The 13076-nt window shown below is 63.5% G+C and carries 14 protein-coding genes; all 14 read left to right on the forward strand.

Going from position 1 to position 13076, the window contains the following annotated elements; translation table 11 throughout:
- On the forward strand, window positions 1–92 hold a 92-nt coding region (locus GXY33_15390; protein NLX06522.1), incomplete at its 5' end, for a potassium transporter Kef.
- A gap of 50 nt (window positions 93–142) precedes the next feature.
- Window positions 143–724: an NADH-quinone oxidoreductase subunit NuoB gene (gene nuoB / locus GXY33_15395; protein NLX06523.1), complete on the forward strand. Its 582-nt coding sequence runs from the start codon at window positions 143–145 to the stop codon at window positions 722–724.
- Window positions 721–1251 carry an NADH-quinone oxidoreductase subunit C gene (locus GXY33_15400; GenBank protein NLX06524.1) on the forward strand — a complete coding sequence of 177 codons (531 nt, stop codon included), beginning with the start codon at window positions 721–723 and terminating at the stop codon, window positions 1249–1251. Before nuoB ends, GXY33_15400 begins: the two co-directional genes overlap by 4 nt.
- Before the next feature lie 62 nt (window positions 1252–1313).
- The gene (gene nuoD / locus GXY33_15405; protein ID NLX06525.1) at window positions 1314–2528 is read left to right on the forward strand and encodes an NADH dehydrogenase (quinone) subunit D; all 1215 of its coding nucleotides are present in this window, start codon (window positions 1314–1316) and stop codon (window positions 2526–2528) included.
- Between the two features lie 152 nt (window positions 2529–2680).
- The gene (locus tag GXY33_15410) at window positions 2681–3202 is read left to right on the forward strand and encodes an NAD(P)H-dependent oxidoreductase subunit E (protein NLX06526.1); all 522 of its coding nucleotides are present in this window, start codon (window positions 2681–2683) and stop codon (window positions 3200–3202) included.
- The gene (gene nuoF, locus GXY33_15415) at window positions 3202–4500 is read left to right on the forward strand and encodes an NADH-quinone oxidoreductase subunit NuoF (GenBank protein NLX06527.1); all 1299 of its coding nucleotides are present in this window, start codon (window positions 3202–3204) and stop codon (window positions 4498–4500) included. Before GXY33_15410 ends, nuoF begins: the two co-directional genes overlap by 1 nt.
- Before the next feature lie 8 nt (window positions 4501–4508).
- A complete protein-coding gene (locus GXY33_15420) occupies window positions 4509–6125 on the forward strand; it encodes a molybdopterin-dependent oxidoreductase (protein ID NLX06528.1) in 1617 nt (538 codons plus the stop codon).
- Between the two features lie 4 nt (window positions 6126–6129).
- On the forward strand, window positions 6130–7278 hold the full coding sequence (nuoH, locus tag GXY33_15425) for an NADH-quinone oxidoreductase subunit NuoH (GenBank protein ID NLX06529.1): 1149 nt from the start codon (window positions 6130–6132) through the stop codon (window positions 7276–7278).
- Window positions 7279–7284: 6 nt separating this feature from the next.
- Window positions 7285–7845: an NADH-quinone oxidoreductase subunit I gene (locus GXY33_15430; protein ID NLX06530.1), complete on the forward strand. Its 561-nt coding sequence runs from the start codon at window positions 7285–7287 to the stop codon at window positions 7843–7845.
- 38 nt (window positions 7846–7883) lie between these two features.
- Window positions 7884–8573, forward strand: a complete 690-nt coding sequence (locus tag GXY33_15435) for a hypothetical protein (protein ID NLX06531.1) — start codon at window positions 7884–7886, stop codon at window positions 8571–8573.
- Window positions 8570–8875: an NADH-quinone oxidoreductase subunit NuoK gene (gene nuoK, locus GXY33_15440; GenBank protein NLX06532.1), complete on the forward strand. Its 306-nt coding sequence runs from the start codon at window positions 8570–8572 to the stop codon at window positions 8873–8875. The genes GXY33_15435 and nuoK overlap by 4 nt, the downstream gene beginning before the upstream one ends.
- Window positions 8876–8900: 25 nt before the next feature.
- Window positions 8901–10814 (forward strand): NADH-quinone oxidoreductase subunit L, encoded by a 1914-nt coding sequence (gene nuoL / locus GXY33_15445; GenBank protein NLX06533.1) that lies wholly within the window; start codon window positions 8901–8903, stop codon window positions 10812–10814.
- Between the two features lie 3 nt (window positions 10815–10817).
- Window positions 10818–12530 carry an NADH-quinone oxidoreductase subunit M gene (locus GXY33_15450; GenBank protein NLX06534.1) on the forward strand — a complete coding sequence of 571 codons (1713 nt, stop codon included), beginning with the start codon at window positions 10818–10820 and terminating at the stop codon, window positions 12528–12530.
- Window positions 12514–13076, forward strand: a 563-nt coding sequence (locus tag GXY33_15455; protein ID NLX06535.1) for a hypothetical protein, incomplete at its 3' end; no start/stop codon positions are given. The genes GXY33_15450 and GXY33_15455, both read left to right, overlap by 17 nt.

Genomic DNA, 13076 nt, shown 5'->3' on the forward strand with positions numbered 1-13076 from the left:
CCATCCTCTTCGTCGGCATGATCGGTTTTGCCGGCCTGCTGATCCTGGCCTACCTCTACGCCTGGCTGAAGGGAGCGTTCCGGTGGCCCTAGACCCGAATTTCACCCAATCCCAATGCCCCGGCACAGCGCCCGAAGGCCAGATCGTCGTCGGCCGATTCGACCGAATCGCCGCCTGGGCCCGCCAGCACACCGTCAACTGGGCCCGCCGCAACAGCCTCTGGCCGCTTCCCTTCGCCACCGCCTGCTGCGGCATCGAACTGATGGCCACAGCCGCCAGCCGATACGACATCGCCCGATTCGGCGCCGAAGTCCTGCGCTTCAGCCCGCGCCAAGCCGACGTCCTCTTCGTCGCCGGCCGCGTCGTGGTCAAGATGATGCCGGTTCTTCAGCGGATTTACCTCCAGATGGCGGAGCCCCGCTGGGTCATCAGCATGGGCGCCTGCGCCAGTACTTCCGGCGTATTCAACACTTACGCCGTGGTGCCGGGAATCGATCGTTACATGCCGGTGGACGTCTACATTCCCGGCTGCCCGCCGCGTCCCGAAGCGCTGCTCGAAGCGATCATGGCCATCCAGCGGCTGATCGACGATCCGGACTTGGCCAAAAAGGTCCGACGGCCGCTGGGCCTGGTGATCGAACGGGATGAGAAGATCGACTCGAACGACCTGCCTGCGGCGCTCTCCAACAAGCCACATCATCAGCCGGAGAGCAATATCTCGTGACAGAAGACCAGGTCCGGCAGTTTCTGACCACGCAGTTTGGCCCGGAGGGCTGGGAACTCGCCCTGCTCCTGGATAACCCCGGTTCGCCCAAGCAGTTATGCATCGTGCTGAGGGACCGGGAAAAGCTCCTGGACCTGATGTACCTGCTGCGGAACGACCCGCAATGGCGGTTCGATCAACTGATCGACCTGGCGGGCGTGGACTACCTGAACTATCCCGATGCCCAGGAACGGTTTGGGGTGGTTTACAGCCTGCTGTCGCACGAATCCGGCCAGCGGCTGTGGATTAAAATGATGTTTGATGAGCCTGATTTGAGGATTCCCAGCGTGGCCGAAGTCTGGCCCGCCGCCGGGTGGATGGAGCGCGAGGTCTACGACCTTCTGGGCATCGTATTCGAAGGTCACAAGGACCTTCGGCGGATCGTGTGCCCGGAGTGGTTTACCGCCCATCCACTTCGGAAAGATTATCCGCTGCGAGGGATGGGCGAGAGAGAAAGCCTGCCGGTAGTGACGCGGGAGGACGCCTGAGCGTGTTTCCGGACCGGCAATTGTTCTACTGTTCGGTTGTATGACAATCATACAAATTCGCGATGGCCTACGATCTGGAAAAAGTCAGGACCGACGACGGACTGGGTGAGGTCTGGACCCTCAACTTCGGACCTCAGCACCCCGCCACCCACACCACGATTCGACTCGTGCTGAAGCTCGACGGCGAAAAGGTCGTAAAGTGCACGCCGCACATCGGTTACCTCCACAGCGGGTTCGAAAAGCTCGGCGAGGACCTCGATTTCAACCAGTACGTGGTGGTCACCGACCGGATGAACTACGTTTCGCCGCTGGCCAACAACATCGCGTGGCACGGAACGGTGGAACGCCTTATGGGAATTGAGGTTACGCCGCGCTGCCGCTTTCTGCGGGTCATCATGGCGGAACTCTCGCGGATCAGCGACCATCTGCTGAGCGTCGGCGCCGCGGCGCTGGACCTGGGCGCGTTTACGCCTTTCCTGTACGGTTTTTACGAACGGGAGATGATCTACGACCTGTTCGAACTGGCGTGCGGCCATAGGTTTACGAACAGCTACACGCGGGTGGGCGGTCTGAGCCAGGACATCCCGGACGGCTGGGTCGATCGCTGCCGCGTGTTTTGCGGACGGTTGCCCAAGGCGCTGGACGACATCGAGTCGCTGCTGACGACGAATCGGATTTTCGTGGATCGGACCAAGGGAATCGGCGTGGTGAGTCGCGATGAGGCGATCGCGTGGTCGCTGACCGGACCGTTGGCGCGGGCGAGCGGGGTGAGGCGCGATTTGCGGAAGGACGAGCCGTATCTGTGCTATGAGGAGTTTGACTTCAAGGTGCCGATTGCGACGGGCGGGGATTGCTACGCGCGGTACCTGGTGCGGGTGGAGGAGATGCGCCAGTCGCTGCGGATCCTTGAGCAGGCGTTGGACAAGCTGCCGGTTGGGCCGGTGAGCGTGGATCCGAACACGAAGATGACGCTGCCGCCGAAGCGGGAGGTTTACGGTTCGATCGAAGGGCTGATCCATCACTTCGAGATGATCATGCCGAATCGGAGTTTTACGCCGCCGCTGGGCGAGGTATATCACGCCAATGAGACAGCGAACGGCGAGTTGGGATTTTTCATTGTGTCGGACGGTGGGCCGCGGGCGTATCGGGCGCGGTGTCGGCCGCCGTCGTTTATCCACATGCAGGCGATGCCGCTGATGATCGAGGGGCATCAGATTTCGGATGTGGTGGCGGTACTTGGAAGTTTGAATATTATCGCGGCGGAGTTGGACAGGTAGGTGGTGGGGAAGAATTCAGAAGTCAGAATTCAGAAGCCAGAAGGCGGAGGGGAAATGAAAAATGAAAATACTAAATAGAAAAGTGCAAAATGAAGACGTTGCCGGAGGCGGCTTGGAGCACTTGGTTGGGCAGGCTAGGTGAGACTTAGACGATGGGCTGGAAGGCGCTGAATAGAAGAGAGAAGCAGGTTGGGCCGGGTGACGGGCCGGTGTTGACGGAGGGTTTGCGCGGGCGGATCGCGGAGTTTCGGAGGCAGTATCCGACGAATCAGTCGGCGCTTCTGCCGACGCTGTTGGCGGTTCAGGAGGAGGCGGGGTACGTGTCGGAGCGGGCGGTGGAAGAGGTGGCGGCGGCGTTGGAGCTGGCGCCGGCGACGGTGATGGACACGCTGAGCTTTTACAGCCACTTGTGGCGGGGTCCGAAGGGTCGTCACGTGGTGATGGTGTGCCGGGGATTGAGCTGCGAGGTGTGCGGCGGCGAGGATCTGCTGGGCGAGTTGAAGCGGAAGCTTAAGATTGGCGAGCATGAGACGACGGCGGACGGGCGGTTCACGCTGATCACGGAGGAGTGCATGGGGGCGTGCGAGAAGGCGCCGTACATGCTGGTGGACGGCGACGGGTACGGGCCGGTGCGAAAGGACGAGTTGGACGGGATTTTGAGCCGGTACGCATGATGAGCGATTCGCAGTACAAACCGGTGTTGCTGAGGAACCGCGGCGTGGCGGAGGTCCGGAAGCTGGCGGTCTACCGCGAGCGCGGCGGGTATAAGGTATTGGAGAAGGCGCTGAAGAGCGAGCCGGCGGCGATCGTCGATCAGGTCAGGCAGTCGGGTCTGCTGGGCCGCGGCGGGGCGGGATTTCCGACGGGGTTGAAGTGGACGTTTCTGCCGCAGGGCCGGACGAAGACGTATTTGTGCGTGAACGCGGACGAGGCGGAGCCGGGGACGTTCTGCAATCGGGTGCAGATGGAGAGCGATCCGCACCAGGTGCTGGAGGGGATCATCATTTCGGCGTACGCGGTTCGGGCGCAGCGGGCGTACGTGTACATCCGGTACGAGTATCCGCAGCAGGCGGCGGCGCTGGAGTCGGCGATCGGGGAGGCGCGTGAGGCGGGGTTGTTGGGTCGGAACATTCTGGGAAGCGGGTTCGAGTTGGAGGTGCACCTGTTCCGCAACGCTGGGGCGTACATTTGCGGGGAGGAGACGGGGCTGCTGGAGAGTCTGGAGGGCAAGCGCCCGTGGCCGCGGATCAAGCCGCCGTATCCGGCGATTCGCGGGTTGGCGGGGGAGCCGACGATCATCAACAACGTTGAGACGCTGACGTGCGTTCTGCACATTGTGGATCGCGGGGCGGATTGGTTCCGGTCGCTGGGGACGGAGCGGAGTCCGGGTCCGAAGCTGTTCTGCGTTTCGGGTCACGTGAAGAGTCCGGGCGTGTTCGAGCGGCCGCTGGGGGTGAATCTCAAGACGCTGATTTACGAGTGCGCAGGCGGGGTCCGCGAGGATCGGTCGATCAAGGCGGTGATTCCGGGCGGGATTTCGACGGGTTTTCTGACGGCGGACGAGATCGACGTGCCGATGGCGTTCGAGAGTTTCACGCGGGAGAAGAACGGGTGCCTGGGGATGGGGACGGGGGCGGTGGTGGTGCTGGATGAGACGACGGACATGCTGAAGGTGCTGCACAACACGGCGCGGTTTTTCTCGTCGGAGTCGTGCGGCCAGTGCACGCAGTGCCGGGAGGGGACGGGCTGGATGTACAAGATGGCGCGTCGGATGCTGGCGGGGGGCGGTCGGAGCGAGGACCTGGACATCATCGCGGAGCAGACGGAGCGGATGGGGATGATGACGGGCCAGAGCATCTGCGGGTTGTCGGACGGGGCGTCGTACCCGCTGCGGACGCTGGTGACGAAGTTTCGGGCGGAGTTGGAGGAACGGATGGAGGAGCGCAAGGCGAAGGGTCTGGCGGTGGCGTGAGTGGTATGATGGCGGAAGCGCAGGAACAATTCGTTGAGTTTGTGATCGACGACCGGACGGTTCAGGGCCGGATGGGCGATAGCGTGTTGCGGACGGCTTTGGATCACGGGATCGCGATTCCGTACTATTGCTGGCATCCTGGGATGTCGGTGGTGGCGAGTTGCCGGCTTTGTCTGGTGGAGATGGACGATTTTGACGCGAAGTCGGGGGATTTGCGTCGTGTTCCTCGGCTGGTGCCTTCGTGTTCGACGCCGGTCAAGCGGGGGATCCGGGTTTACACGCAGACGGAGAAGGTGAAGGCGAGCCGCGCGGCGGTGATGGAGCACTTGTTGTTGAATCACCCGCTGGATTGCCCGGTGTGCGACCAGGCGGGCGAGTGCTGGCTTCAGGATTACGACTACTGGCACGGTTCGGCGCATTCGCGGATGATCGATCCGAAGACGAAGCAGCCGAAGAAGGACGTGGGCGAGCACATATTGCTGTACGCGGACCGGTGCATTCTGTGCAGCCGTTGCGTGCGGTTCTGCCGGGAGGTGTCGGGCGGGTCAGAGGTGGCAATCGTCAACCGCGGTCACCGGTGCGAGATCGACGTTCATCCGGGTTGTTCGCTGGAAGACAAGATGTCGGGCAACGTGGCGGACATCTGCCCGGTGGGTGCGTTTCTGGACAAGGAGTTTCTGTTCCGGGAGCGGGTGTGGTACTTGCAGTCGGCGGCGTCGGTGTGCAGCGGCTGCGCGAGCGGATGCACGATCTGGGTGGACTACCGGGACGAGAAGATCGGGCGGTTCCGGCCGCGGTACAACCCGGAGGTGAACGGTTATTGGATGTGCGACGACGGTCGGTATCTGTGGAAGCAGGTGTACCGCGACGACCGGCTGATGGGTTTTGAATTCGTCGAGGAGGGCGAGCGTCGGGCGGTGAAGTGGGACCGGGTGGCGGAGGTGCTGGCGGAGCGGCTGCGGGAGTTCGTGGAGGGGCACGGTCGCGGCCGTCTGGCGGCGGTGCTGTCGCCGATGATGGACTGCGAGACGATCTATCTGGCGGCGACGATGGTGCGTTCGATGGATCCGGAGGCGGTGCTGGTGGGCGGGCCGGAGCCGCGGGCGGAGCGGAACGAGGTCTTTCGCAGCGGGTTTACGATCAACGCGGAGAAGGCTCCGAACGGTCGCGGGCTACGGATGATTCTGGAGAAGCTGGGCGGGCCGCGGATGACGGTGGAGGCGTTGCGGTCGGCGCTGGCGGAGGGTCGGATCGATGGGCTTTGGATCAGCGGCGGGTATTTCGACGATACGATCGACCGGACGTTCGGGTTTGTGGAGAAGCCGGGGCTGCTGGCGGTGCACGACACGTACGCGAGTTCGCTGAGCGAGCGGGCGGACGTGGTGCTGCCGATGACGGTTTGGGTGGAGCGGGAAGGGTCGTTTATCAACGCGAAGAATCTGGTTCAGCCGTTCCGTCGGGCGGTGATCCCGCCGATGGGGTTGGTGCAGGACGGGCAATGGCTGGCGGCGATGGTCGGGCAGACGGGGGTGTATCGGGCGAGCGTGGTGCGGAAGGAGTTGGCGAAGTTGCTCGACGGGTTTGAGGCGTATGAGCCGCCGAAATTGGCGAAGGGGATACATTAGGACGATGGAGACGCAGTTTCTGGTCAGTTCGGTGGTTCTGGCGATCGTGGTGGTCGCGGTGACGATGGGATCGCTGCCGTTTTTGATTTTGATGGAGCGGAAGGTGGCGGCGTACATCCAGGACCGGCTGGGGCCTAACCGGGTGGGTCCGTGGGGGTTGTTGCAGTCGTTCGCGGACGGCTTGAAGATTTTTTTGAAGGAAGAGGTGATTCCGGGCAAGGCGGACGGCCCGCTGTTCGTTCTGGCTCCGGCTTTGGCGATGTTCGGGGCGATGGCGACGCTGGCGATCATTCCGTTCGGGGGGGTGCTTCGGGTTCCGTGGCTGGAGTCTCCGGTGGCGGTTCAGATCGCACCGGGGTTGGATATCGGGGTGCTGTACGTGGTGATGATCGCGACGGCGAGCGTATACGGGATCATCCTGGGCGGCTGGGCGAGCAACAGCAAGTACCCATTTTTCGGGGCGCTTCGCGGGGCGTCTCAGATGCTGAGCTACGAGGCGCCGCTGGGGTTGGCGCTATTGTCGGTGGTGCTTCTGGCGGGCGATCTTCGGCCGGAGGCGATTGTGGCACGTCAAGCGGCGGAGGGGTGGTTCATATTGTACCAGCCGGCGGTATTTCTGGTGTTTTTGATCTGCGCATTCGCGGAGGCGAACCGGCTTCCGTTCGACCTTCCGGAGTCGGAGCAGGAGCTGGTGGGCGGGTTCCACACCGAGTACTCGTCGATGAAGTTCGCGATGTTCTTTCTGGGCGAGTATTCGCACCTGATCGGTTCATCGGCGCTGTTGGTGACGCTGTTTCTTGGCGGCTGGCACCTGCCGTATCTGACGCCGGCGGTGGAGGGCGGGATCGGTCAGACGCTATTGAAGGCGGCGATCTTCTCGGGGAAGGTCGTCGTGATGATTTTCGTGTTCATGTGGGTCCGCTGGACGCTGCCGCGTTTCCGGTTCGATCAGCTTCTGCGTTACGGGTGGTGCGGTCTTCTGCCGGCGTCGCTGGTGCTGCTGTGTGTATCGGGGGTGCTGGCGTATCTTGGGTTGGCGCGGACGGTGTGGATGCTGGTGGGGAACGTGGCGGTTCTGGTGGGCGTGTACGGCTGGATGTACTTGAAGGAAAGCCGGTCGGCTGCGGCGACGGACGCGGCCCAGGCGGGATAGTCGGTGATGAAGGATCAGGACATACTGGTGATCGAGGAGCCGAAGCTGACGACGGGTCAGCGGATGTTCTTTACGTCGATTTTGCGTGGTTTGTGGACGACGCTTCGGCATTTTTTCGGCCGGAAGGTGACGGTGCAGTATCCGGAGGAGCGTCGTCCGCTTCGGGTGCAGAATCACCGGGCGTTTCACCGGCTGAACCTGGACGATCAGGGTCGGCTCAAGTGCGTGGCGTGCCTGATGTGCGAGACGATCTGTCCGGCGCGGTGCATCAGCATTGAGGCGATGGAGTCGCCGTGGCCGGACCGGGAAAAATATCCCGAAAGCTTTGTGATCGACGAGCTTCGCTGTATATTCTGTGGGATGTGCGAGGAGGCGTGTCCGGTGGCGGCGATCGAGCTGACGCCGCTGTTCGAGCCGGTGAGTTACACCCGCGAGGAGATGATGTTCGATCAGGACAAGCTGATCGAGGTGTATCACGCGACGCAAGGGATGAAGCCGTACAAGCAGCCGCGGATCGTCGGGTACGATACGAACGGCGACAGCAACAACAACGACGAGAAGAAGTAGTTCGACGGGTTGCGGCGTTTGGAGTCGCGGCCGTCGGCGTGGAGTACAAGGTGGTTCTGGAGGCGTCCATCCTGCTGTTTGGATTGGTTGCGTTGGCGCTGTTTCTTCTGGCGCCGCAGCGGTCTCGTTTTTTGCGAGGGCTGGGGTGGTTGGCGTTGGCGGCGGCGGTGGCGTTTGTGGGGTATCGGCTGAGTCGGCAGTACGCGGCGAGCTGGCTGGCGGATGTGGTGTTCGGGGTATCGGCGGCGGCGGCGATCTTGAGTGCGGTGAAGGTGGTGACGCATTCTCGGCTGATGTATTCGGCTTTGTACCTGGTGCTGCTGGTGCTGGCGACGGCGGCGCTGGTGCTTTTGATGGGCGGGGAGCTGCTGGCGGCGGTGCTGATATTGGTTTACGCGGGTGCGATCATCGTGGTGTACATCTTCGTGATCATGCTGGCGCAATCGACGGCGCCGGCGGAGTATGACCGGTACGCGGGGCGGACGGTGGTAGGCGTATTGGCGGCGGCGGTGGTGGGCGTGTCGTTGGCGGCGTTGCCGATGGCGGATGGGCGGTCGGCGGTGGGGCCGAGCGAAACGAACCTGGTGGAGTTGGGGCGGGTGGTGCTGATCGATTACGTGGCGGCGTTGGAGCTGGCGGGCGCGATCTTGCTGGCGGCGGTGATCGGAGCGATCGCGCTGGCGGCGGCGAAGCGTGCGATGGGGCCATCGGCCGAGGAGCAGCCATGAGCCAGCATTTGCTGCCTTATATCGTACTTTCGGGTTTGATTTTCACGGTCGGGCTGGTGGGGTTTGTGACGCGGCGGAACCTGATCGTGATGTTCCTTTCGAGCGAGGTGATGTTCCAGGCGGTGATCATCGCGGCGGTGGCGTTCGGGCGTTTTCATGGGACGCTGGAGGGCCAGGCGTTTGTGATGATGCTGCTGGCGGTGGCGGCGGCGGAGGCGGCGGTGGGGCTGGCGTTGATTATCGTGGTGTTCCGCGGGCGTCAGACGTTGGACGCGGAGACGTTGACGGAGATGCGAGGCTGAATTGAACGGCTGGGTTGGCGAGAACATTTCGGTGCTGGCGCGGTGGATTGTGCTGTTACCGCTGTTGGGCGCGGCGGTGGCGGGGGCGATGGCGCTGGCGAAGGTCCGTCGCGGGGCGCACTGGGCGGCGATCGCGGGCGTGGGCGGTGCGGCGGCGCTGTCGGTGCTGATCGCTGGGGGATTTGCGGGCGATCCGGACCTGGCGATGCGGGTGGCGGTGGGCGAGTGGATGCCGATCGGGATTGGGGCGAGCTTCGGCTTTTACATCGACGGCCTGACGGCGGTGATGCTGGCGACGGTGACGGTGGTGAGTTTTCTGATTGTGGTGTATTCGCGCGGGTACATGCGGGAGGATGCGGGTTATCCGCGGTTTTTCGCGTTGCTGGCGTTGTTTGTGGCGTCGATGTGCGTGCTGGTGCTGGCGGACAATTTCCTGCTGCTGTACCTGGGCTGGGAGGCGGTGGGGATGTGCAGTTATCTGCTGATCGGGTTCTGGTATCGCAAGCCGTCGGCGGCGAACGCGGCGGTGAAGGCGTTCGCGGTGAACCGGATCGGGGATCTGGGGTTTGCGATCGGGGTGTTGACGATCGTTTTGACGCTGGGGGCGGCGGGTTATGGGGAGGTGTTCGGGAGGGTGGGCGAGTGGTCGGCGGGGATGGCGACGCTTGTGGCGTTGCTGCTGTTTTGCGGGGCGGTGGGCAAGAGCGCCCAGTTGCCGCTGTACGTGTGGCTGCCGGACGCGATGGAGGGACCGACTCCGGTGAGCGCGTTGATTCACGCGGCGACGATGGTGACGGCGGGCGTGTACATGGTGGCGCGTTGCGGGGCGATTTTTGCGGCTTCGCCGGTGGCGTTGGAGGTGGTGGCGATTGTCGGGGGGTTGACGGCGATCTATGCGGCGACGATCGCGTTGGCGCAGTACGACATGAAGCGGATACTGGCGTACAGCACGATCAGCCAGCTTGGGTACATGTTTTTGGGGGTTGGCGTGTTGGCGCCGGCGGCGGGGGTTTTTCATCTGGTGACGCACGCATTTTTCAAGGGGCTGCTGTTTTTGACGGCGGGTGCGGTGATGCACGCGATGGCGGGCGAGATCGACATTCGCCGGATCGGCGGGTTGCGGCGGATCATGCCGGTGACGTACGGGGCATGCCTGGTGGGATGTCTGGCGTTGGCGGGCGTACCGCCTCTGGCGGGGTTCTGGAGCAAGGATGAGATCATCGGGGCGGCGCTGCACGGGCATCCGGTGCTTGGGATGCTGGCGATCGTGACGGCGGCGCTGACGGCGTTCTATATTTTTCGGATGTTCTTTCGGGCGTTTCACGGGGAGCTGCGGGTTCCGGCGGAGGCTGGGCGTCACGCGGGCGAGGTGGAGCGGTGGATGCGTTGGCCGATGGCGCTGCTGGCGGCTGGGTCGGTGGCGGTCGGCGCGGCGTTGGGTTGGCCGGTTGGGCATGGATGGATCGAGCGGGTGCTGGAGGGGGCGACGGCGTGGAGCGGTTCGGCGGGCCATGCGGCTGAGGAAGGCGGCGTGTCGCACTGGTTCGTATCGGGCGGGTTGACGGTCTTGGCGCTGGCGATGGTGGGCTTGGCGTGGGTGTTGTATCGGGGCGGTCGCGGCGTGGTGGAGCGGTGGGGAGTTGGGAGCGGAGCGGGACGGGCGCTGCTGCGCGGGGCGTATGGGCTGGTACATCAGAAGTATTACGTCGATGAGGTGTATCAGGCGGCGGTGGTCGGGCCGTTGCGGCGGTTGGCGTGGGGGTCGGACGCGACGGATTCGTCGGTGATCAACGGGGTTTTGTATACGATTGCGGCGGTTCCGCGCGGGTTGGGTTATGGTTTGCGGCTGTTGCAGCGCGGGGCGGTGCAGGGCTATGCGCTGGCGGGATTGGTGGTGTTGGCGTTGATGCTGCTGGCGATACTCAGGTTGGCGGGTTGATCGATGGAATTTCTGGAAGGTTGGATACTGACGTTGACGATTTTCGCTCCGGTGGTTGGAGCGGTGCTGATCGCGTTGCTGCCGCGGGAGGCGGTTCGGGCGGTCAAGGCGGTGGCGACGGCAGCGGCGTTGGTGTCGCTGGTGTTGGCGGCGCTGGTGGTGGCGATGTTTTTCGCAGCGGGTCCGACGGGCGATTACGTGCTCGAGCAGGACGTGGCGTGGATCGGCGGGGCGGCGATGCCCGGAGTCGATATACGGTATCACGTGGGGGTGGATGGGATTTCGGTGTTTTTGCTGGCGTTGGGGGCGTTGCTGTTGCCGCTGGCGGTGGTGGGGAGTTTTGGGTCGGTGGTGGAGCGGCGGAAGGAGTTTTACGTTCTGCTGCTGCTGTTGGGCGGGGCGTGCATGGGCGTGTTCTGCGCGATGGATTTGTTGCTGTTTTACATCTTTTTTGAGTTCACGCTGCTGCCGCTGTATTTTTTGATCGGGATTTGGGGATCGCAGGAGCGTCGTCGGGCGGCGACGATGTTTTTCATTTATACGATCGCGGGGAGTTTGCTGACGTTCGCGGGCGTGCTCTTTCTGGCGGTGCTTGGCCGCCAGGAGACGGGGGTGCTGAGTTTTGACATTCGGCAGCTTGCGGAGCTTGGGCGGAGCGGGGCGATCGGTTTTGCGGTTCAGGCGGCGTTGTTCTGGGCGATGTTCGCGGGGTTTGCGATCAAGGTGCCGCTGTTTCCGCTTCACACGTGGTTGCCGCTGGCGCATACGGAGGCGCCGACGGCGGGCAGCGTGATGTTGGCGGGGTTGTTGCTGAAGCTGGGGAGCTATGGGTTTTTGCGGTTCTGTCTGCCGATTTTGCCGGAGGCGAGTTTTGCGTTTGCGCCGTTTTTGGGGCTGCTGGCGGTGATTGCGATTGTGTATGGGGCGTTGGCGGCGTGGGCTCAGAGGGATTTCAAGCGGCTGGTGGCGTATACGTCGGTGAGTCACATGGGGTTTGTGATGTTGGGGATGTTCGCGTTGAAGCCGGTGGGGGTGGCGGGCAGCGTGCTGTACATGGTGAATCACGGGATCAGCACGGCGGCGTTGTTTTTTGTGGTGGGGATGATTTACGAGCGGGTTCACACGCGGAGCATGGATGAGGTGGGCGGGTTGGCGGAGCGGATGCCGGTGTTGACGGCGTTCGCGGTCTTATTCGGTCTGTCGGCGGTGGCGTTGCCGGGGCTGAACGGGTTTGTGAGCGAGTTCATGGTGTTGCTGGCGGCTTTTACGAGCGAGGCGCCTGGGCCGATGCGGTTGGGCGTCGGGCCGATTCCGCTGGCGTATGGGGTGGTGGCGGCGTTTGGGATCGTGCTGTCGGCGGTGTACATTTTGTACCTTTTGCGGCGGGTATTTTTCGGGCCGGTGCGGCTGCCGGAGCGTTATGAGGGGGCGGTGAGGGATGTGTCGGGGCGGGAGATCGGGGTGCTGGCGCCGCTGGCGGTGTTGGTGGTGTTGATCGGGTTGTGGCCCGGGCCGATGATCGATGGGATCATGCCGGCGGCGACGGACGTTTCGCAGGCGGTGTTGATGCGGCAGGATGACGTGCCGGCGGGTGCGATGTTTGTGGACGATGAGCGGGCGGCGCTGACGCAGGTGAGCGATGTGGGCGAGCGGTCGGGCGCGTCGGCTGAGGATTTGAATTCGGTGAAGGTGTTCGTTGATGGAAGGCATCGGTAGGATCATTGCCATACCGGCTGTGTTGACGATTGGGGCGGTGCTGGCCGCGCTGGTGTCGGCGTTGCGCGAGGGTCGCGAGGGGACTCGGGCGTTGACGGCGATGATCAGCATCGTGGCGCTGGCGGCGGCGAGTTGGGCGTTGCTGTTGTGGCCGGAGCCGTCGGCGGCGGTGGCGGTGGGGAAGCTGGTGGCGGATCCGCTTGGGATGTACGTGGCGGTGACGGCGCTGGCGGCGGCGATTTTGGGGGTGCTGGTGTCGTTCAACCAGACGGAGGAGCGGGTCTGCGGCGAGTTTTTCGCGATGGTTCTGTTCGCGGCGGCTGGGTTGGCGATGGTGGGGTTGGCGGGCGATCTGGTGATGCTGTTTCTGGGGTTGGAGCTGATTTCGATCCCGGGGTTTGTGCTGGTGGGGTTGTCGCGTCGGCATCGGCTGGCGGAGGAGGCGGCGGCGAAGTATTTCTTTATCGGGGTGTTGACGACGGCGCTGACGGCGTATGGGTTTGTGCTGTTGTTTGGGGCGGCTGGGACGATGAGTCTGGCGGTGGG

It is taken from the genome of Phycisphaerae bacterium, assembly GCA_012729815.1.
Lineage (GTDB): Bacteria > Planctomycetota > Phycisphaerae > JAAYCJ01 > JAAYCJ01 > JAAYCJ01.

What these genes read in the sequence shown, in the direction of transcription:
- GXY33_15430 (NLX06530.1), top strand. Translation starts at nt 7,285, where the DNA reads ATGAAGGATCAGGACATACTGGTGATCGAGGAGCCGAAGCTGACGACG.
- GXY33_15420 (NLX06528.1), top strand. Translation starts at nt 4,509, where the DNA reads ATGGCGGAAGCGCAGGAACAATTCGTTGAGTTTGTGATCGACGACCGG.
- GXY33_15410 (NLX06526.1), top strand. Translation starts at nt 2,681, where the DNA reads ATGGGCTGGAAGGCGCTGAATAGAAGAGAGAAGCAGGTTGGGCCGGGT.
- nuoD (NLX06525.1), top strand. Translation starts at nt 1,314, where the DNA reads ATGGCCTACGATCTGGAAAAAGTCAGGACCGACGACGGACTGGGTGAG.
- nuoK (NLX06532.1), top strand. Translation starts at nt 8,570, where the DNA reads ATGAGCCAGCATTTGCTGCCTTATATCGTACTTTCGGGTTTGATTTTC.
- nuoF (NLX06527.1), top strand. Translation starts at nt 3,202, where the DNA reads ATGAGCGATTCGCAGTACAAACCGGTGTTGCTGAGGAACCGCGGCGTG.
- GXY33_15450 (NLX06534.1), top strand. Translation starts at nt 10,818, where the DNA reads ATGGAATTTCTGGAAGGTTGGATACTGACGTTGACGATTTTCGCTCCG.
- nuoH (NLX06529.1), top strand. Translation starts at nt 6,130, where the DNA reads ATGGAGACGCAGTTTCTGGTCAGTTCGGTGGTTCTGGCGATCGTGGTG.